Source organism: Actinotignum urinale DSM 15805, from assembly GCF_000420445.1.
Taxonomy (GTDB): Bacteria; Actinomycetota; Actinomycetes; order Actinomycetales; family Actinomycetaceae; genus Actinotignum; species Actinotignum urinale.
Map to the genome: position 1 here is coordinate 17,712 of NZ_ATUY01000004.1, position 20,990 is coordinate 38,701.

Here is a 20,990-nt window from a genome sequence, read left to right on the forward strand (position 1 = left end):
GCACATGTCAACTATTTTTGCATCAAAAGCTGTAGCCCTCGGTGGCATGATGGTCAGTGTTCAGAGCGTGGCATATCTTGTTGCCGCAATTCTCTTCATTCTGGCTCTCGCGGGACTCTCAAAACAGGAAACGGCTGCACGCGGTAATATTCTCGGCGCTATCGGTATGGTGATAGCTCTTATTTCCACCATCGCAGTTGTCTGTATCGTTGCAAAACCCCACCAACTCGGAATCATCGTTGGAATTGTGGGTGGCACGCTACTTATTGGCGCCATTATTGGTATTTGGCGTGCACGTACCGTCGAAATGACAGGGATGCCGGAACTTATCGCCATCCTTCACTCCTTCGTCGGTGCCGCCGCCGTTTTTGTTGGCTACAACTCCTTCCTCGAACAGCCCGGTGCAGATACGCCGGATAATGCGTTCCATATGGGTGAAGTTGGGCTTGCCGTGTTCATCGGTGCCCTCACCTTCACGGGTTCCGTTGTTGCCTACCTGAAACTCGCCGCGAAAATTAAGGGACGCCCCCTCACAATCCCGGGACGCAATATTCTTAACCTTATTGCGATCCTTGGCTCACTTGCCCTGATTGTGTGGTTTGCGTTCACACGTTCCATTGCTGAAGGCTTGGTTCCCCTCGGTATTTTGACGGCAATTGCGCTCCTCCTCGGTGCCCACATGGTTCTCGCCATTGGTGGCGGGGATATGCCCGTCGTCGTATCAATGTTGAATTCGTATTCCGGTTGGGCCGCCGCCATGGCTGGCTTCACCCTCGGAAACGATTTGCTCATTATTACGGGTGCTTTGGTTGGTTCCTCCGGTGCCTACCTCAGCTACATTATGTGCCAGGCAATGAACCGTAGCTTCATTTCCGTTATCCTCGGTGGTTTTGGTTCCGACGGAGCTGTTACTGCCGATGACCGCGATTACGGCGAGCACCGTGAGACGACGGCATCCGACGTTGCAGAAATGCTCTCCAATGCATCCAGCGTCATTATTGCCCCCGGTTACGGCATGGCGGTTGCGCAGGCACAGTACCCGGTTGCTGAGCTCACCAGTAAGCTACGCGAACGTGGTGTTGAGGTTCGTTTCGCAATCCACCCGGTTGCTGGGCGACTCCCAGGCCACATGAACGTGCTTCTTGCGGAAGCTAAAGTTCCTTACGATATTGTCGAAGAAATGGACGATATTAACGACGATTTTGAAAACACCGATGTCGTTCTCGTTATTGGCGCTAATGACACCGTTAACCCCGCAGCAGATGAGCCAGGTTCGCCGATTGCCGGAATGCCGGTTCTTCACGTGTGGGATGCGAAGAATGTTGTGGTCTTTAAGCGAAGCATGGGTAATGCCGGTTATGCCGGTGTTCAAAACCCGTTGTTCTTCAACGAAAACACACAGATGTTGCTCGGCGATGCAAAGACATCCGTTGTTGCGATTAATGCAGCGCTCTAGGTAGCAATTTCGCTGTTATAGATAGCTGTTTCGCTGTCATTATTACATAGAGTGTGCCCGTCAGGTTTTCGGCCTGGCGGGCACACTCTTATGCATAAGCGATACCGTTATCCTTGGGTGTTGGGTGTTTTGCCGTGTTCGGGTTTCGTTGTGTTGTGTTTTTCGTTCTGCTGTGGTTTCCTCGTGTTGTGTTTTTCGTCGTGCTGAGAAATTAATCGTTATCGCGGCCGAGGCTCTTAAGAATTTTTCTCTCAAGAGGCGTCACAAGTAGAATCGCAAGCAAACAGATACAGATACCTCCGCCGAGTGTCCACACAAATGGTTCCACGTTATTCATCAGTGAAGCTGATTTTCGTGAAGCCGACGCGAGAGTCACAGAAATAAGCCTGCCAAGCCCAGCACAAAGAAGTGTTGACGCAAGTAGAGGAACAAAGTTCTGGAAGATACGAATTTTTCCGAAAATATCAGCGGGGAAACCCATAGCTTTTAATGCGCGAGTTTGCGGGAGGCGATCGCATACTTCGGATGCCTGGTTCATAAAGGTGGAGAGTGCTGCAATCATGAAACCAAAGACGATAGTAATAATAACGCCGGTGAGGATATCGTGGTTAAGTATGATGGAAATGGTATCGTCATCCCAGGAAATACTGAAGCTTATGAAGCCACCGATGAAGGACAGAAGAGAGATCGAACCGATAGATCTCCATGATGCCACCGGGCGATAAATAATTCGTCGTGCGGCGATAAGGACCGACGTATGGTGTGTGTACGTTGCTAGACGGGCACATACCTGAAGAATGAAACCGCCCGCGAAAGACAATGCGCCTAAAATAACGGACACGGAAACTACGGAAATAATAACCTGGAAGAGAATTCCTTCTCTCGTAGGCGAGACACCTGTGAAAACAAGGACGAAAAACATGATGAGAACGAGGAGAAGAATAATGAGACGCCAGAAACTCAATGCCTTACCGGAAGATTTTTTTGCCACACCGAGTGGCGAAATATTCACCCTCATTAAGCCGAAAATGCCCGATGTTAGTGCCGTGAGGAAGAGGAAAAGGAGAAGGAGAAGAAGGAAGTGGAGCGGGAGAATCATCTCCCTATAAGAAATAGGTGAGCCACCGAAACTGACGTTATTCCACAACGGAAGAGTGAGGAAATACAGCCCAACACCGGCAGCTGTGCCCAGAATCCACTGGATACAGGTTTCTGCCAGTGAAATAACAATGGTTTGCGATCGAGTTGTGCCAATCAGACGCAAGGAGGCCAGACGCTCAGAACGCCCCTGCGCACCTAAACGTACAGCTTGGGAGGCAAGCGAAAAAATAGGAATGACAAGAAGCGCACCGGCGAAGAGAGCCAAAACGAAATAGACGGTAAACACATCCCAGAGATCGTTTGCATATTGCGCCCTTGTGGCATTCAATTCAGAAGGGAAGTATGCCCAGCGGTAGAACATCCAGATTCCGCCACTGACCGTGAGCGCCATGAAGGAGGAGAGGAGGAAGCTCAATACCGCGCAGGTATCAAGCCACGCATCACCAATTCGTGCGGAGAGGCGGGCAACAGTGAGGCGGCGTGCAAGAGATAGGGTAGTCATGATTACTGGTCTTTCTCGTAAGTGTCCGCGTGGATAACTCCGTCGCGAATCTCGATAATCCTTTCACACCACTGGGCGACTTTCGGATCATGTGTCACCATAACCAGTGTGGCGCCACGCATTTGCGTTGCCATGCTGAGAATTTGGATAACTTCATGTCCCGTGGATTGATCCAGCGCGCCCGTTGGTTCGTCGGCAAACACAACATCGGGTTCGGGAGCGAGCGCACGCGCAATCGCAATACGCTGCATCTGCCCACCGGACATATCCCCAGGACGGCGATCCTTCTGCTCAAAAATCCCCAAACGATCCAACCACTGATCAGCTATTGTGAAGGCTTCCGTCCGTTTCTTTCCTTGCAAAAGCAGGGGAATCGCAACATTTTCTCTTGCCGAAAGCTCGGGAACAAGCTGCCCATCCTGAAACACAAAACCGCATGTGTTGAGGCGCAACTTAGAGCGAATCTTATCGGACGCCTCGGAAATATCCTTCCCATTCAACCAAACATGGCCCGACGTGGGCGGAAGAACCCCGGATAAACAGTGAAGTAGCGTTGATTTGCCGGAACCCGAAGGCCCCATAATTGCAACGGATTGCCCAGAAGCAATATTCAGGGAAATTCCGCGAAGAGCCACAACGTGACCAAAATTTTTCACCAGGTTGCGTGTTTGCAAAGAGGGTGTATGTGTGTGCGTCGTATTCATGCTTCTATTTCACCGTGTTCTGCGTGGGGTTAACAGCGTGGTAACTCGTAACTTAAGGTAGACCTAACTCTACTATTGGGGCTGTACCGCGTTATTTGTAGTTCCCGCTCCTGTAATATGTGAGTGTTGACGGCGTGAGTGTTAACGACGCACGGAGAAGGGAGCCCATGCCCATGTATGAAAAACTGGGATTTGTCATGTTCTTCTTTGCCCTCCTCATCGCGTTTCCCGTCGGAATATATTTTATAGGACGCAAGTACGGCGAACGTCGCGAAAAGGAACGTCAGCGTGAAAAGTCCACGAATTTTTATCGCACAGTTCCTGCGGAGAATTATGGGCAGGTCATCGACCGCCAGCGTGCCATTGCCACAGCGTTTGAGATCGAGAGGCGTCGCATCGAACGCGATTTGCACGACGGCGTTCAACAATATCTTGTTGCGACGACGATGGACATCGGCGAGGCCCTCCTTATTCTTGAAGGGAAGGATGCGCAGGTTTCCCAGCAAGATATTGACGACGTTCGCGAACGTCTCCACAGCGCCCAACAGCGTGCGGCACTTGCGCTCAAGGAGTTGCGTAAAACGGTTGCGGGAATCCACCCTAAAGTTTTATCCGATTTAGGCCTCAAAGTGGCGGTAGAAGATTTGGCTATATCTTTCCCCTTGGAGGTTCGTGTACATGTGCCGTACGATTTGCCGGTAATCCCTGAGGGAGTGGTTGCTGCCGGGTATTTCACCATCGCGGAGGCGTTAACAAATGTGGCGAAATATGCCCCGGAAGCTACCGTCGATATTCTCATTTCTGTTGATGACAATCTGCGGTTGAGCATTGTTGATTCAGGGCCGGGTGGCGCAAAGATGCGAGAAGGTGGCGGGCTCGCAGGGATTCGTGAACGCCTGGAGGCTTTTGGTGGAACGTGTTCGCTGTCCAGCCCGGCCGGTGGCCCAACCGTCGTGTGCGCATCCATTCCGTTAATGCTTCACCGAGGGGAGTTTGGAAGTTCTTTCGCTGTTGAGCGGACGTGAGAAGTGTGTTTGTTATGGGAACGTGAGAAGTGTGTTTGCTCAACAGTTTCGTAAGCGCATTTGAGAAAGGAGTTACGTGATGAAAATTATTGTTGCCGACGATTCTGCGTTGTTTCGTGAGGGGTTGTCCGGGTTGTTGGAGCGGCGCGGGCACTCTATTGTGGGCAGGGCTAAAGATACTGCGGAAATGATGGAGCTTGTCCGCTCGACGCCCGTTGATGTTCTCATCACCGATGTTCGTATGCCGCCCACCATGACGGACGACGGATTACGTGCAGCCATTCAATTACGTGAAGAGTTCCCACACCTTGGGATTATGGTGCTTTCGCAATATATTGCGCCCGCGTATGCACGCAAGCTGTTTTATCCCAATGATGCTCTTGGGGGACTGGGATATGTGTTGAAGGATAGTGTTGCGCAGGTTGCCGATTTTATTCATTCCCTGGAAGTTATTGCTGCTGGTGGCGTGGTGATTAATCAGGATGTTGCTTTGCAGTTGGTGAAAAAAGAGAACTCGAAACTGCGTGATTTAACTGATCGGGAACGTGAGATTTTAGCGCTAATGGCGCAGGGATATTCCAATGCACAGCTGGCGGAGAAACTATTTTTGAGTAATGCGACGATTTCCAAACACGTTGCGAATATTTTTATCAAGCTCGGCATGGACACGGGGGAGGATAATCGGCGTGTTCGCGCGGTTCTTGCATATCTTTCAGAAACGCAAGTCTAGTTTTTCTGAAATGCAAGTTTAAGCCGTAAGGTGTTTGTTAACCGACTCCGAACCCGACTTTCACTACAAAATAAAAACAAAAACCCCACCAAAAACAACACGTTCTGGCCAACAAACCTGTTGACCACCACCAACAGCTACCCCCAGAAAACGGTGACAACACAACAAAAAATCCCGATAAAATCCTCCATTATTGTCCTATAGCCCGATTATCGCTTGGCTTAGCGGACAAAAAATATGGTCGCCACGAACGTGACGACCATAAAATTTTGTGCACTTTTTAGAGTGCGTTCACCTGCTTAGCAAGCTTCGACTGACGGTTAGCCGCCTGATTGCGGTGGATAACGCCTTTCGAAACTGCCTTGTCCAACTTGCGACCTGCGGCCTGAAGAGCTAACTGAGCTGCTTCTTTATCGCCAGCTTCAATAGCTTCGCGAGTCTTGCGGACGTAGGTTTTGAGTTCAGACTTGACAGCCTGGTTACGAATGCGACGCTTCTCGTTGGTGAGAACGCGCTTCTTTTGCTGCTTAATATTAGCCAATGAAATTCTCTTTCGGTCAATCGCTATGCGATGGAATATGGTCGGTGAGGGTGCGTTCTCCGCAGGACTGTGGGCGTGGGGCACCCGTGGTTGTTGCGATAGAACAAGGACCTACCACCCGACCGGTGAAAGTCCAATAGAAAATAATACCAGATATTTGGTGTATTATGCAAGCTTTTGACCCAGCTACTGTTCCCACAAATCTGTAGCTACACGAGAAATAATATCTGCTAGTTCAAGATTGGTGAGGTATTTTTTAGGGATGCCCTTTGTCCCTAAGAAAACTCCCAAAATATTTCCCGCGATTGCTTCGGTGGAATCACTATCGCCACTATGGTTAACGGCCGTAATAAGGGCTCGTTCGCAGTCATGAGAATATTTCATTGCGCAGTACAGGCTAATTGCGAAAGCCTCTTCACCTACAGCGCATCACCTGCGCCACCAGCGAGTAGGCATGCTTGAAAACGATAGAGAGTACCAACTTGTGCGCTCATGCTTCCTCTTTTTCTTGTGGTTTTATTTATGATGATATCCACGAAAATAAGAAAGAGGGGATATTTGAGATTACTGTTGAATTGCCTCTTGTGATGTTGGTGAGGTCGTGATGATAACGGGTGCCTGGCCTTGGCGGGCCTGGATAACGTCGTTAATAAGTTTGTAGACCTTTTCGATGGATGGGACGTCTTTGAGTGTGAGGCTGTGTGCATCGCGGGTTTCGAGAATGAGCTCGCCGGTGGTGTATGTCGTTTCCTCGCTTAAAAGGTGGTATTGCACAGATTTTACGGTTGCCAGGGGAATATCGTGTCCCTGTTTTGTCCATGTTCCCATACGCGTCACAATACGTTTGTTGGTGATGGTGTACGTCGTCGTTCTCCACCTCCACCAGGGAAGAATAATGATCGGAATAGTGGCGATTGCGAAAACGGCGAGGATAATCCACACGGAAAGCGGGCGCCAGGAAGAAGGGAGGAAGATAGCCAGCATAACGGCAGTGATGAGGACAATAATAAACGCAACCGTATTGGGGAGCAGTTCGCTACCTTGCCGACGAAGGTGAACAAGGACATGTTCCCCTTTTCCCAGCAATTTTTTCGAAAAAACCATGCTTATATCGTGCCACACTTCTGAGTGGGGACGCGGATGTTTTAGATGTGTCACACTTTTGGGCGTTTGGTTACGTTTTGCCACACGGTTTCAGGCGCGCATGTTCTGCGTGTTGGGGGGAGCGTGGCGTGTGAGGAAAATTGCTCCTGGCTGGGGGATGTGGCTGGCGGGCCCTGAGGTGGTGGTATCACACTCTTTCGGGTTGTGTGTTGGTGCGGAGTGTTATGTGTTCGCGTGCGCTGGGGTGGAGTGTTGGGGAGGGTTACCTTGTTGTGTATTGTTTGCCGACGATATCCAGTGTTTGCAGGGCGGAATCGTTGGATATCGCCTGAATGCAGAGCATAAGTTCGTCGACTTCAGTGCGCGAGGCAAAATCTTTAAGGTATGTGGCGGTTTCTTCGCCCGTTCCCACGGCTGTGAATGTCAGCTGTTGAAGAATATTGAGGGCTCCATCGGTGTCCATAATGGTGTCCAGATCCGCGTCGCTTATATCGAGATCGCGAATATGGGAACGAATCCGGGCGCGTTTAACAAGCTCGAATTCTGCCTGCGCTTCCTCGTGTGTATTGGCCGCGATGACGTTCAATGCCGCAATTGCGTAGGGTTCGCTGAGTTTTTCGGAAGGGCGAAAATCGTTTTTATACGTGGAGATTGCGCTGTAGAGCATTTTTGGCGCGAAATGGGAGGCGAAAACGTAGGGTAAGCCTAGCTCAGCGGCAAGGCGTGCGCTGTAGAGGGAGGAGCCGAGGAGGTAGAGGGGAATATGTGTGCCCTTGCCCGGATATGCTCCAATTCCCGCGACGCGCGAATGGTTGCCGAGGAAACCTTGTAGTTCGGCAATATCGGATTCAAAATTTTCTTCCGCGTGGAAGGTTCTGCGCAGGCAGTACATTGTTTTTTTATCTGTTCCCGGTGCGCGTCCAATTCCAATATCTATGCGATTGGGGTGAAGTTCTGCGAGGCTTCCGTATTGTTCAGCCACGACGAGGGGCGCGTGGTTGGGTAGCATGACGCCACCTGCTCCAAGCCGGATACGTGAGGTGTGGTTGGCAACGTGGGCGATAAGAATTGCGGGAGCGGATGATGCCACGGTTGGCATATTGTGATGTTCGGTGTACCAAATGCGCTTAAAACCGTAGTGTTCTGCTTTTTTAGCGATTTCTATACTACGACGGAAAGCGTCTTTGGGGGTTTCGTTTTTGTAGAGGTAGGCGAAATCTATGAGCGAGAGGACGGGCATAATGTCTCCTTATGAATGGATATTCACTTGTGATGAACATGGGCGAGAGCCTGCGCTGACCGTCGTATCTTAATGCTCACATATTGAACACAAGATTTGCATAACTATGCATGCTCTTGCATAATTGAATCGTTGTGGTGTGTGAAAGCAAAGCCGAGGGTAAAAACTGACAAACAGTCTGACATATCAATACTACTCGGGGATGCCGAAAAACTCACCTATGTTTTAGCTAATTTATAAGGAGAAGGTCATGAAAAAACTTTCCGTATTGTTGGCAGCCGTTGCTACCGTGGCAACTGCGCTTGCGGGATGCTCAAACCCTGATGAAGCAAAGTCTGGTTCTAATAAAGCGACCGAGAGCAAAGGCGCGGATATTAGCAAGATTGAAAAGGTAGATGCCATTGCCGCCAAGGTTCCCAAGGCAATCAAGGATCGTGGAATTTTGCGTAACGGTTCATCCACCGATTATCCGCCCGCAGAATTCCGCGACAAGGATGGAAAGACCCCAATTGGTTACGATATTGACCTTACACGCGCCCTCGCAAAGGTAATGGGATTGAAGGACGGCACAACAGAACATGCCGAATTCCCGACGATTATTCCCGGACTCGGATCTAAATTCGATATTGGTGCATCCGCCTTCACCGTCAGCAAGGATCGCATCAACGAAACAAACATGATTACTTACCTCAAGGTTGGTTCAACCTATGCGGTCAAGAAGGGTAACCCGAGCAAGTTCGATCCCAAGGATCTTTGTGGCAAGGCAATCGGTGTTCAAACCGGTACCGCTCAGTACGATTCCATGAAGGCAGAAGCTGAAAAATGCAAGGCTGCAGGTAAGCCCGAAATTAAGATCAACCCACACACACTGCACACCGATGCCGTTACCAAGCTCCTCGGTGGCGTGTACGACGCAGTGTACTCAGATTCTGTTGTGACAGATTACTCAATTAAGAAGACTGATGGTCAGCTCGAACAGGTTGGGGACGTTTACGAATCAGCACCTATTGGTATTGCTGTAGCAAAGGGCGATACGGAGCTTGCTAAAGCCGTCGAGGAAGCCATGCAGTACCTCATGGACAAGGGGTACCTCAAGGAAATCCTCGCCAAGTACGGTGCAGAAAAGTCAGCCTTGACGAAGGCCGAGCTTAACCCTGCAGACGTTCAGTAGGGCACGCATTTATGGCTGAACAAAACTTCAGCAACGCTGGGCGCGGAACAGGTGTGATGGATAAATCCAACATCGAATTTATCCATTCAAAACCTGTTCCGCGCCCCGGGCGTTGGATATCTGCCATCATCGTCTTCGTTATCGCGTCGATGGGGGTCAGCGCGGTTGTCACCAATGAAAAATTTGATTGGTACGTCGTATGGCAATGGCTGTTTTCGCAGCGCGTCATGATGGGTGTGATGTTCACACTCATTTTGACAGTGCTCGCAATGGTCTTTGGAACTATCCTTGCCGTCACCATGGCAATTATGCGTCAATCGCTTAACCCGGTACTTCGCGGTGTTTCCTGGTTCTATATTTGGTTCTTCCGCGGAACACCGATTTACACCCAGCTTATTTTCTGGTCCCTTGTACCGGTGTTGTACCCGAATCTTTCCTTAGGTATTCCCTTCGGACCAGAATTTGTCACCTTCGAAACAAAGCTCTACTTCAACACCTTCTGGATGGCGGTTGTGGGCTTGTCTCTCAACGAAGGTGCATACTTGGCTGAAATCATCCGTTCCGGGCTGAACTCTGTTGATCCTGGCCAGCGAGAAGCTGCCGAATCTTTGGGCATGAAACCGGGGCAGGTTATGCGTCGAATCATTCTTCCCCAGGCAATGCGTGTGATTATTCCGCCCCTGGGAAATGAAACAATTTCCATGCTGAAAACAACCTCACTCGCCTCCGTCATCCCGTTCATTCTCGAACTGACCTTCGTAACAAACGATAAGGGAACCCAGCTTTTCAAACCTATTCCGCTTCTTTTGACAGCAGCCATTTGGTATCTCATTATCACCTCCATTTTGATGGTTGTTCAAATTCACCTCGAACGCTACTTCGGGCGCGGTTTCGGTTCCTCGTCGAAAGAAACAGGGAAGAAGGGACGTTTTGGTCGCAAAGGCAACGGACCGGCGAATAATCAACAAACGAAGAACCTCTTTTTGGATGTGACACCATGACACTACAGCACAACGCCGAAACCTCGAAAACGGGTAATATGCTCGACATTCGTGGCGTCCACAAGTTTTTCGACGACCTCCACGTCCTCAATAACGTTGATTTATCGGTGAAAAGTGGTGAAGTCTGCGTTATTCTTGGCCCCTCGGGTTCAGGAAAATCCACGTTGTTGCGCTGTGTTAACGGTTTGGAAAAAATCAGTGCCGGGCGTATCTATCTCGAAGGCGAACTCGTCGGAATGCGCGAAATCGTCGGCAAAGATGGCACCATTAAACTCCACGATCTTCCCGATAAGAAGATTGCGGAACAAAAATCTCGCCTCGGCATGGTGTTCCAGCGCTTCAACCTTTTCCCGCACAAAACAGCGTTGGAAAACGTTATGGAAGCACCCGTCCACGTCAAAGGTTTATCCAAGGGGCAGGCGAAAAAAGAAGCCTTGGCGCTCCTTGATCGAGTTGGCCTGCTTGACCGCAAGGATCACTATCCTTCCCAACTTTCGGGCGGTCAGCAGCAGCGCGTCGCCATTGCCCGCGCGCTCGCCATGCAGCCGGAACTTATGCTTTTCGATGAACCAACCTCGGCCCTCGACCCCGAACTCGTGGGTGAAGTGCTCAACGTTATCCGCGACCTGGCAAAAGAGGGCATGACAATGATGGTTGTTACCCACGAAATCGGTTTCGCCCGCGAAGTTGCCGATCACGTCGTATTTATGGCCGACGGCATCATCGTCGAAGAAGGAACCGCCGACGAGGTAATCAATCACCCCAAAGAACTGCGAACACGGGAATTCTTCGCCTCGGTATTGTAGTTTTTTCATCGACGACGATAACCGGAACAAGGAGTTTTTCTTACACTCATTGTTAACCGGTGTTCTTTAATCTGTGGTGGGCATGGCTCAGCTATGTCCACCACAGTTTTTATGTGACACCGTTTGATCGATTTCGCGTACGTAGCGGTTTGTTGTAGCCGTGGTGTTTGTTGTACCTGTGTTAACTATTCTGAGATAGTGATGATGTTGCTCAAAGGTCTGGCGTGTTCTTATCCAGTTATGTGGAGTTGAGAAGTGAAGCCCGTTACACACATCACTGTGTGAGACGTTTTTGTTGTCCTTGGTTTTAAGGTGTGTTGAATGTAAGCATACGTACCGTGTGGTGTTAGTGTGTTGCGCGTCGAAAAAGTGGGAAGCAAGGCGCGTCCGTATTACAATAAGATGGACTTTACGTAAAAAAGGAGAGACGTGCCCATTTCTTCGGATAAGGAATCGCGCGCCATTATGCCTGGCCATACGGCGCAAGAACGCATTCGCAATTTCTGCATTATTGCACATATTGACCACGGGAAATCCACCCTGGCCGATCGCATGTTGCAACTCACCGGCATTGTGGAACAGCGTGATATGCGTGAACAATACCTGGATCGCATGGATATTGAACGCGAACGCGGCATCACCATTAAATCGCAGGCGGTTCGCCTTCCCTGGACTGTTGACGGGCAGGCATACGCACTCAATATGATTGACACCCCCGGTCACGTCGACTTTTCCTATGAGGTGTCGCGTTCTTTGGCTGCGTGCGAAGGAGCGATTCTTCTTGTGGACGCAACCCAGGGGATTGAAGCGCAAACCCTCGCCAATCTCTATATGGCGATGGAAAACGACCTCATCATTATTCCCGTGCTGAATAAAATCGACCTTCCCTCCGCTCAGCCGGAAAAAATTGCGAACGAAGTCGCATCCCTCCTCGGTATTGAGCCGGAAGAATGTATGGCTGTTTCCGGTAAAACCGGTGAAGGTGTTCCGGAACTCTTGAACCGCATTGTCGCAGAAATTCCCTGCCCGCGAGGCGAAAAAAACGCACCCGCCCGCGCCATGATTTTCGATTCCGTGTACGACATTTACCGCGGAGTTGTCACCTATGTGCGTGTTGTTGACGGGGAGCTTAAAGACCGCGAACGCATTCGCGCCATGGCAACGAACACGGATCATGACCTCTTGGAAATCGGCGTGATTTCGCCCGAACCTAAACCCGCAAAGTCCTTAGCTGCCGGGGAAGTTGGCTACCTTATTACGGGCGTAAAAGATGTGGGGCAATCCCGTGTTGGTGACACAGTGACGACGGCACGCGCAGGAGCGCAAACGCCACTATCCGGGTATCACGATCCCAAACCCATGGTTTTCTCTGGTATTTACCCTACGGACGGCTCAGATTTCCCGAATCTGCGCGATGCTTTAGATAAGCTGAAACTCAACGACGCATCCCTTACCTACGAACCGGAAAACTCTGTGGCTCTTGGTTTCGGTTTCCGCTGCGGTTTCCTCGGTTTATTGCACCTAGAGATTATTCGAGAACGTTTGGAGCGCGAATTTGATTTAGGGATTATTGCGACGGCACCCTCGGTTATTTATCGTGTTGTCACTGATTCCGGGCAAGAAATTACGGTTACAAACCCGTCTGAATTTCCGGAAGGAAAAATTCGTGCCATCTACGAACCCCTTGTGGAAGCAACGATTCTCTGCCCAACAGATTATGTGGGTGCTGTGATGGAGCTCTGCCAGGAACGGCGCGGCAATATGAAGGGCATGGATTACCTGACGGAAGAACGCGTCGAACTCCACTATAGCCTTCCCCTCGCGGAAATCGTCACGGATTTCTTCGACCAGTTGAAATCCCGCACAAAAGGGTATGCCTCCCTTGATTACGAACTGCGCGGTGAACAGGAAGCCGATCTTGTCAAGGTCGATATTCTGCTTAACCGCGAACAGGTTGACGCCTTCTCCTCGATTGTTCACAAGGATAAGGCGTACACCTACGGCAATATGATGGCGAAAAAGTTGCGCGAACTCATTCCGCGCCAACAGTTCGAAATCCCCATCCAGGCTGCGATTGGTTCGCGTGTTATTGCGCGTGAAACGATTAAGGCATTGCGCAAGGACGTGCTCTCTAAATGCTATGGTGGAGATGTGTCGCGTAAACGTAAGCTCCTCGAAAAGCAAAAAGAGGGTAAGAAGCGCATGAAGTCTATCGGTCGTGTGGATGTTCCTCAGGAAGCCTTCGTTGCAGCTCTGACATCGGAGGCGCCCAGTGGCAAAAAATGAGGATAATCCTCGCAAAACCTGGCGTATTCGGAGCTTTTCCCAACGCGGTAGCAGGCTCGGACACAAATACGACGAACTCGTAGCACTTAACCAGGATCTTTTTCTCCGCATGGCACCGGGCGCTTCGGAATCGCTTGTGGCTCCCCGGGCAGAATTCTCGCTCGCTCAAGCATTCGGGCGTGAAGCTCCCCTGATTGTTGAGGTAGGTTCCGGAAGTGGTGAACAGGCGGTATCCTACGCTGAAAAACATCCCGACGTGGACGTCATATGCGTAGAAGCCTGGGCGCCAGGAGCTGCCCGCTGTCTTTCCCGCATTGTCCACAGCGGAGTGACGAATGTTCGCGTCCTTCAAGCAGACGCCGCACAAGCCCTCCCGGTTCTTTTCGGACTCGCAAACGCAGGCGCCAACGACCCCGACGAAGCCTTGGCTTTGGGGCCCGCAATTAACCCGGAGCACCCCAATAGTGCCAACCCACGCGCACAAGAAGTGTGGACATTCTTCCCGGACCCGTGGCGAAAAGCCCGCCACCACAAACGTCGCCTCGTCGCACCTCCGTTTGCAACCACTGTCAGCGGAATACTCGCAGACGGCGGCGTGTGGCGTTTAGCAACCGACTGGGATAATTATGCGTGGCAGATGCGCAACGTCGTCGAAACAACCCCGTGGTTAGAAAACCCGTATGTGGGTGAGCGCCCCGATGTAAACGACGAAGAACCGGAACGTGGAGGTTTCGCGCCCAGATGGGAAGAACGCACGCTCACACGTTTTGAACAGCGCGGAATTGAGGCGGGACGGACCGTCCACGATATACAAGGCGTGCGAAAGCCTCGTGTATAACTCGTGTATAAAGTGAGGGATAGTGGCAGCTTTACCGGATGGTGAACCGGCACCTGCGTCGGGCGAATTACCTCTTTGCGACGTAAGTTCCGGTTTTTCCGCCTATGTTCACGTTCCTTTCTGCGTGCTTCGCTGCGGGTATTGCGATTTTAATACCTACACGAAGCTGAGCTTCGGGCCTGGCGCAGGACGCGATGATTTTGACGCAACAGTTCTTAAAGAAATTGAATTATCACGGAATGTGTTGAATACGGGGAACAACGCTACCGCGCTCAAAACCATCTTTTTTGGTGGCGGAACGCCAACGCTTCTCAATGCAGGCCAGCTCACTGCCATTGTGGATGGTTTACGCCAGGCTTTTGGCATTGAGAAAGATGCCGAAATTACTACGGAATGTAACCCGGAATCCGTGGATTTTCGCGCCTTAGAAACCCTGAAAAATGGCGGTTTTACCCGTATTTCTTTTGGAATGCAGTCCGCCGTCCCCAGTGTTTTACACACCCTTGACCGCAGGCACACACCGGGGCAGGTCGAAAAAGTGACGCGGTGGGCACGCGAACTCGGGTTACACTATTCCGTCGACCTTATTTATGGGGCACCTGGGGAAACGATGGAGGAGTGGGAAACCTCGGTGCGTGCCGCCATTGCCCTCCAACCGGAACACGTCAGCGCTTACGGATTAATGGTGGAACCCGGAACAAAAATGGGCGCCCAGGCGCGACGTGGCGAGATTGAGTTACCTGACCCGGATGTTTTAGCGGATAAATATGAGCGTGCCGACGAGCTATTGGCCGAGGCTGGCTACCGCTGGTACGAAATTTCCAACTGGGCTAAACCTGGGCGAGAGTGCCACCACAATATGCACTATTGGAAGAACGCGAATTGGTGGGGGTACGGACCTGGTGCCCATTCGCACATTAATGGAACACGTTTTTGGAATGTGAAGCATCCTTTGGCGTATGCGGGGCGCGTAAATTCGGGGGTTTCGCCGGCACTTGCTCGTGAAATTCTTAGCCCAACACAACGTTACGACGAAAACATTATGTTGGGGATACGTCTTTTTGAGGGGATCGATATTCCAGAAGGTGTAGCGCAAGAGACTCTCAATGAATTGCGTGACGATGGGTTAATTGATGGTGATGAGTTACGACGGGGGCGCATACGGCTCACGTTACATGGGCGGCTCTTAGCAGATACCGTCACGCGTGCGCTCTGGCAGTAACGTGATTATAGGCGCTGTAACATAAAAATTTACGGTGGTGGTTTCCACTTTGGAATTATTTCTAAATAGAGCTGAATTGAATGGGCTTATCCTGGTTTCTGATGCCGGACTAACGAATATGTAAAAGAATATTCCGTTATGATTCAGATCAAAAGACTTGAATTCATGAAAAGAAACCTCCGCGAGGTTTCTCTTTTTAACGGGGCAAAGACTTTGCTGTAATGGGTTTATAAGGACAAGTAAAGCAAATCTTCCTTTCAATCAAACATATATATGAAAAAGGTCGGCAATAAGCCGACCTTCAAATATCTCAAATGAAAGTTGTTGAACTTAAGACATTAACATCTGGCTAGTCCGTCAACCCGTAAAACTTGTCCGGTCACATAGCTGGCCATATCACTTGCTAGGAAAAGGCAGGCATTGGCGATGTCTTCCGGTTCGCCGATACGACGCAAGGGTATGGTCTCAATTAATGGCTGGATAACTTGATCGGGAAGAGCTTTAACCATGTCCGTATTAGTGATACCCGGGGCAACAGCGTTGACGCGGATACCAAGTGGGGCTAATTCTCTTGCCAGACTGAGAGTCAGACCGTCAACGGCGAATTTACTGGTTGGATAGGCGACACCGGCAGTTGCGGCATCTCGGCTGACCATGGAAGATAGGTTGATAATGACTGCCGAATCCTGATCTTTGATATAGTCGTAGGCCGCACGACAGATATTAAATGTTCCGGTCACATTGAGCGCCATGACCTCGTCAAACATTTCCTGAGTATAGCTGGCGAAAGCCTGATCAGCTGAAACACCGGCATTGTTGACGATGATATCCAAGCGTTTATATGTGGCGATGATCTCGCTCATCATTTTTTGGACTGATTCCAGATCGTTTAATTTGGGCCAAAAACCGGTAACCTGACTATTGGGAAATTTTTGTTTGAGTTCTGCAACGCATGGCTCTACTGTTTCCTGACGCGAACCGGTAATGATAAGAGTGGCTCCATTTTCCAAAAACTTCTCAACAATAGCCCTTCCGATTCCGCGAGTTCCGCCGGTAACTAAGGCGATTTTATTTTTCAGTAGCATAGTGTCCTCCTAATAATGTATTCTTTATTGTGATACTTATGAGATTAGTTTAACGATTAGCAATACTTAAGCCAAATATGTTTTTCTTTCCGGACTATATTAAATTCAGTATTTTCGACGCCAGAATATAAACTAATAGAAGCAACTGTCATGAAAAAAGAATTTTTATCGTGCTGGCAACTTTATCTTTTATGGCTCTTTGCTATATTAGTTATAATCAGATGAAGCCATCAGAATATATTCAAGCTGAAGATGAAATTGCTCTAAAAATCCAATTTGATATAAAAGAGGATATCGGGTTAATCGTTTTGAACTATGTGTTAAATGGTCATGAATTTAGCTCAGGTATAGCGAACACCGATCATTACTTCATAGGTGAGAACAAAACGCCATATTTGATACATTTTAACGGCACAGCCGCTTAGGGTACGAAACGCATACTCAGGGGTACGAAAATGAGCAAGGGGTACGAAAACTAATGCGCTAACCCTAAAACAAAAGGGACTGACTGCAAACATGAGCATGCAGGAGTCCCCTTTTCATAATAATTGGAGTTGCTAAATTAAAATGAATTTGTTCAACTGAGTTGCCAGTTACTTGTCTTATTGAGTATTTTCTGGAAATCTTTATATATTCCTTCTTCTTCTATTAACTGTTCATGCGTTCCCTGCTGTACCAGCTTTCCTTGGTCTATAACTAAAATATTGTCAGCAAACTGTATTGTGTTTAGCCTGTGGGCAATAACGATCAATGTTTTTCCTTTAACCAAGGCGGATATGGCTTGTTGAATGAAATGCTCGTTTTCAGGATCAACACTGGCAGTTGCTTCATCTAATATAACGATAGGTGCATCTTTTAGTATGGCACGAGCAATGGATAAGCGTTGTTTTTCTCCTCCTGAAAGTGTCGATCCGCCTTCGCCAAGCATCGTGTTATAGCCGTTTGGTAAATTCTCAATAAATTCATGACAAGCCGCCTTTTTGGCAGCTTCTTTAATCTCCTCGATGCTGGCTTCCGGTCTGCCGAAACGAATGTTGTTCAATATCGTGTCATGAAACAGATATACATGCTGAAAAACGATCGAAATATATTGCAGCAGAGTATCACAAGTCATTTCTCTGATATCATGTCCATCGATAGAAATAGACCCATGATTGACATCATAGAATCTGGCAAGCAAATTACAGAGTGTTGTTTTACCGGAACCGGAGGGTCCCACGATGGCTAAAGTTGAATTTTCGGGAAGAGAAAAGCTCACATTCTCGATAACATTTTTGTGATCGTAAGCGAAGGATACGTTCTGATAAGAAATGTCAAAATTGTTTAAAACAATGTCTTTTGAATCTTCGTCGATATAGTTTGCCGTCTTAATTGTTTGAAGTTTGTCCAGCGCTGCTCGCATCATTTCCAAGGTGTGAGAAGCATCGGTTACCGTTTCCAAACGAGCAAACATAACAAATGAAAAGATCACTATCATGAGCATGATAGGCAGAGGAATTTCACCGTGAATGGTTTGAAGGCATACCATAAAAGCGATTGCTACGGAGGTCAATTTTAGGCTTAACTGATAAAGACCGTTCGTCCACATGTAATCATTTTCTATTTTGATGTTGATGTCACGTTGATCGGAAAAAGATTTTTGTAGTTCCGCAACGGCGCTTCCTGTTCTCCCATACGATTTAATAACCGTTATTCCACGGATAAATTGGAGTGTTGCGTTAATCATGCTATCATTGGCTTTCTGGCGCACCGCTGTGGTTGCCCGGCTATCTTTCACCAGTTGGCGCTGGAAAAATGCAGAGCATAATACACCCACTAAAGCAACAGTTGCCACTTTCCAGGAGAAAAAAAGGATGCATAGAATCATGGCAAGAGTCTGCAAATAAGCTCCGATAACCGTATCCGTCATCTTCATGGCATACAATTCCAAAGTAGATAAGTCCGTTGTAACTGCTCCCGCAATTTCACCGGTCTTGTGACGGTCAAAAAAGCCAAGGGAAACTCGCTTTAATATATCGCCTATCTCGATGCGCTCCTCGGCTGTTTTTTCATAAGCAATGCTTTCTTGAAAAACAGCCCGCAGATAGGAGAAGAAGAAACGACCTAAAACACAGAAAACCATAAACAAAAGCGCCCATAAAGCTTCCGTTGTGTGCAAACTCCTGAGCCCTGCCGTATCCTGCAGCATAAGGTTCAGAACATAAGCCGCTCCCATCAAGGGAAAAGCAATAAAGAAATTCTCTAATAACGACCAGACGATGCCCCAGTAAAATCTTTTTTTATAAGAACCTGTCCAATCAACGATACGTTTGATCATGGTAAACATTTATTTATCCGCTCCTTTCTCTTGATTGGATGCCGCCCATGCTTTGGCACCAACATGTGCTTCCCACATGGAGCGGTAAAGGGAGCAAGCCTTCAGAAGTTCATTCTGCGTTCCTTCCGCCACTTTTGTGCCTTCCTGCAAAACAACGATTTTGTCGGCATTTTTTATTGTAGAAAGCCTATGGGCAATCACTAACAGCGTCTTGCCACGCGTTAGTTCATTAATCGATTTTTGTAGTTGAAGTTCATTTTCCGGATCAGTAAATGCGGTTGCTTCATCCAAAACAACGATAGGGGCGTCTTTTAGTATTGCCCTGGCAATCGCTATACGCTGTTTTTCACCGCCCGACAGTTTATCTCCCGCTTCTCCAGCCGGCGTGTCCCAACCTTGTTCTAAACGTGAAATAAACTCTTCGCATTGTGCCATATGAGCAGCCTGAAACACCTCTTTTTTTGTTGCGGCCGGATTGCCTACGCGGATATTTTCAAAAAGGGACATATTGAAAAGAAAATTATCCTGAGAAACATAGCTGATGAGTCCTGAGAGCTGTTCAAGTGGTAAAGAGCGTATATCCTTTCCTCCGATACAAATACATCCCTGATTCACATCCCAAAAACGCAAAAGCAATCGAGATAAGGTAGATTTTCCTCCGCCGGAAGGACCTACCAAAGCTACGAAAGATGCCTCGGGTATTTCTAAAGAAAAATCTTTAACGACAGGTGCTTGAGCCTCTTCATAAGAAAATGTGACATCTTCATATGAAATGTCATAACCGGACAGTTCTTTCGACTCTTTTTCTTCCGGAAGCTCTTGCAAGTCTAAGATTTTCTGAACATCCAGCAGAGCGTATTCAATGGATTTATAGCTGTTGACAGCTGTCGTAAAGTATGAAACGGGGCCTACCAGACTTAAGGAAAGGATGATGGTAAGCGTTAGTTCAGCAGGTGTTAGATTTCCTGTAGCATAAAGCAAGATACCTGCTGGAAGAATGCCTAACAGTGTGCTCGGCAGTATCGCCGCTGCAAAATTCATCAGCGGCCAAGTGGAGCGAAACCAATCTAAAGTAAAATCTTTAAAGGACGTGATCGCATTCGTATATTTTTTATAGGATTTACTGGATTGATTAAACGCCTTGACAACCTCAATGCCTTCCACATATTCCACAATCACACTGTCCACTTTTTTAGAAGCTTTCATATAGCTGTCATATTTGCTGTTAAATGTCTTCATGACGATCGCATAGGCGAGCACGCCAAAAGGAATGCAGGCAACAGATGCCAATGCGACTTTCCAATTCCATACCAGCATGAAAATAAATACGATAACAGGAAAAATCAGATTCGATAAGCCTTCCGGTATCAAGTGTGCCAAAGGTAATTCAATCGTTTCTACACGGTCAACAATAATGCTCTTGAGTTCACCGGCGGTTTTTCCTGTTACAGTTCCAAGCGGCAATCGCATTAATTTCTCGGTCAGTCGGCTTCGTATATTTTTGAGAATATGGTAGGCAGCATGATGAGACCGATTCGTTGAGATTGTGTGAAACAAGACTTTAAGGCCATATCCTGCGACGCACAAAAGGAACCAAGGGACAAGTGAATGCACAGAAATTTGACTGCTATCTTGTACTTTTGAAAAAAATACAAGAAGGACTTGATAGATCCCAAAATAAGGCAAAAAACCACAGAAAACGCTTAGCACGGCAAATAGAATAGATAGTATAAACTGTGGTTTCGCACTGTCTGCAAAAGACAGAACAATCGGCAATATTCTTTTTTTGCTTTTCAAAATAAAAACACCTCATTTCTAAACTGTTTTGGTCGAAGAGAATTCAACGTATTCTCTAAAACAG

Annotated in this window: 18 protein-coding genes and 1 pseudogene; 10 read left to right on the forward strand and 9 right to left on the reverse strand. The window is 48.4% G+C overall.

Annotation, left to right across the window (positions count from 1 at the left end; all coding sequences use genetic code 11):
• Positions 1-4 precede the first annotated feature (4 nt).
• Entirely contained in the window at positions 5-1,456 is a 1,452-nt protein-coding gene (pntB, locus tag G445_RS0103870) for a Re/Si-specific NAD(P)(+) transhydrogenase subunit beta (RefSeq protein WP_022866253.1), read from the forward strand.
• Between the two features lie 211 nt (positions 1,457-1,667).
• Here pntB and G445_RS0103875 read toward each other — a convergent pair whose 3' ends face one another.
• Together G445_RS0103875 and G445_RS0103880 are read right to left on the reverse strand one after the other, a co-directional pair.
• Positions 1,668-3,059 (reverse strand): FtsX-like permease family protein, encoded by a 1,392-nt coding sequence (locus G445_RS0103875; RefSeq protein ID WP_022866254.1) that lies wholly within the window; start codon positions 3,057-3,059, stop codon positions 1,668-1,670.
• A 2-nt stretch (positions 3,060-3,061) separates the two neighbouring features.
• On the reverse strand, positions 3,062-3,763 hold the full coding sequence (locus G445_RS0103880) for an ABC transporter ATP-binding protein (protein WP_022866255.1): 702 nt from the start codon (positions 3,761-3,763) through the stop codon (positions 3,062-3,064).
• Between the two features lie 173 nt (positions 3,764-3,936).
• Here G445_RS0103880 and G445_RS0103885 point away from each other — a divergent pair, with 173 nt between their 5' ends.
• The gene (locus G445_RS0103885; protein WP_245855207.1) at positions 3,937-4,788 is read left to right on the forward strand and encodes a sensor histidine kinase; all 852 of its coding nucleotides are present in this window, start codon (positions 3,937-3,939) and stop codon (positions 4,786-4,788) included.
• Positions 4,789-4,867: 79 nt separating this feature from the next.
• Positions 4,868-5,518 (forward strand): response regulator transcription factor, encoded by a 651-nt coding sequence (locus tag G445_RS0103890; RefSeq protein ID WP_022866257.1) that lies wholly within the window; start codon positions 4,868-4,870, stop codon positions 5,516-5,518.
• Between the two features lie 280 nt (positions 5,519-5,798).
• Here the strand turns inward: G445_RS0103890 and rpsT are convergent, their stop codons facing one another.
• The 4 genes and pseudogenes from rpsT to G445_RS0103910 all read right to left on the reverse strand — a co-directional run bounded on the left by rpsT (position 5,799) and on the right by G445_RS0103910 (position 8,403).
• Positions 5,799-6,059 carry a 30S ribosomal protein S20 gene (rpsT, locus tag G445_RS0103895; RefSeq protein ID WP_022866258.1) on the reverse strand — a complete coding sequence of 87 codons (261 nt, stop codon included), beginning with the start codon at positions 6,057-6,059 and terminating at the stop codon, positions 5,799-5,801.
• 186 nt (positions 6,060-6,245) lie between these two features.
• Positions 6,246-6,467: pseudogene (locus G445_RS09650) on the reverse strand (ADP-ribosylglycohydrolase family protein); the annotation flags it as partial.
• 156 nt (positions 6,468-6,623) lie between these two features.
• Complete coding sequence (locus G445_RS10815) at positions 6,624-7,163, reverse strand: PH domain-containing protein (RefSeq protein ID WP_102165821.1); 540 nt, start codon at positions 7,161-7,163, stop codon at positions 6,624-6,626.
• 262 nt (positions 7,164-7,425) lie between these two features.
• Positions 7,426-8,403 (reverse strand): LLM class flavin-dependent oxidoreductase, encoded by a 978-nt coding sequence (locus tag G445_RS0103910; RefSeq protein WP_022866261.1) that lies wholly within the window; start codon positions 8,401-8,403, stop codon positions 7,426-7,428.
• A 250-nt stretch (positions 8,404-8,653) separates the two neighbouring features.
• On the opposite strand from G445_RS0103910, the gene G445_RS0103915 reads away from it, so the two are divergent.
• From G445_RS0103915 to hemW, 6 genes are all read left to right on the forward strand, one after another.
• Positions 8,654-9,574, forward strand: coding sequence for an ABC transporter substrate-binding protein (locus tag G445_RS0103915; RefSeq protein ID WP_022866262.1), 921 nt, complete (start codon positions 8,654-8,656; stop codon positions 9,572-9,574).
• A gap of 11 nt (positions 9,575-9,585) precedes the next feature.
• A complete protein-coding gene (locus G445_RS0103920) occupies positions 9,586-10,575 on the forward strand; it encodes an amino acid ABC transporter permease (RefSeq protein ID WP_022866263.1) in 990 nt (329 codons plus the stop codon).
• Positions 10,572-11,381 carry an amino acid ABC transporter ATP-binding protein gene (locus tag G445_RS0103925; RefSeq protein WP_022866264.1) on the forward strand — a complete coding sequence of 270 codons (810 nt, stop codon included), beginning with the start codon at positions 10,572-10,574 and terminating at the stop codon, positions 11,379-11,381. Before G445_RS0103920 ends, G445_RS0103925 begins: the two co-directional genes overlap by 4 nt.
• Positions 11,382-11,846: 465 nt before the next feature.
• The gene (lepA, locus tag G445_RS0103930) at positions 11,847-13,667 is read left to right on the forward strand and encodes a translation elongation factor 4 (protein ID WP_102165835.1); all 1,821 of its coding nucleotides are present in this window, start codon (positions 11,847-11,849) and stop codon (positions 13,665-13,667) included.
• Entirely contained in the window at positions 13,654-14,505 is an 852-nt protein-coding gene (trmB, locus tag G445_RS09660; RefSeq protein ID WP_022866266.1) for a tRNA (guanine(46)-N(7))-methyltransferase TrmB, read from the forward strand. The genes lepA and trmB overlap by 14 nt, the downstream gene beginning before the upstream one ends.
• Positions 14,506-14,527: 22 nt before the next feature.
• Entirely contained in the window at positions 14,528-15,727 is a 1,200-nt protein-coding gene (gene hemW, locus G445_RS0103940) for a radical SAM family heme chaperone HemW (protein ID WP_022866267.1), read from the forward strand.
• A gap of 338 nt (positions 15,728-16,065) precedes the next feature.
• Here the strand turns inward: hemW and G445_RS0103945 are convergent, their stop codons facing one another.
• Positions 16,066-16,812 (reverse strand): SDR family NAD(P)-dependent oxidoreductase, encoded by a 747-nt coding sequence (locus tag G445_RS0103945; RefSeq protein ID WP_022866268.1) that lies wholly within the window; start codon positions 16,810-16,812, stop codon positions 16,066-16,068.
• A gap of 170 nt (positions 16,813-16,982) precedes the next feature.
• On the opposite strand from G445_RS0103945, the gene G445_RS0103950 reads away from it, so the two are divergent.
• The gene (locus G445_RS0103950) at positions 16,983-17,237 is read left to right on the forward strand and encodes a hypothetical protein (protein WP_156825545.1); all 255 of its coding nucleotides are present in this window, start codon (positions 16,983-16,985) and stop codon (positions 17,235-17,237) included.
• Between the two features lie 152 nt (positions 17,238-17,389).
• On the opposite strand, the gene G445_RS0103955 is transcribed toward G445_RS0103950, so the two are convergent.
• Together G445_RS0103955 and G445_RS0103960 are read right to left on the reverse strand one after the other, a co-directional pair.
• Complete coding sequence (locus tag G445_RS0103955) at positions 17,390-19,138, reverse strand: ABC transporter ATP-binding protein (protein WP_022866270.1); 1,749 nt, start codon at positions 19,136-19,138, stop codon at positions 17,390-17,392.
• Positions 19,139-20,926: an ABC transporter ATP-binding protein gene (locus G445_RS0103960; protein WP_022866271.1), complete on the reverse strand. Its 1,788-nt coding sequence runs from the start codon at positions 20,924-20,926 to the stop codon at positions 19,139-19,141. It lies immediately after the preceding gene.
• Between the last annotated feature and the right edge of the window lie 64 nt (positions 20,927-20,990).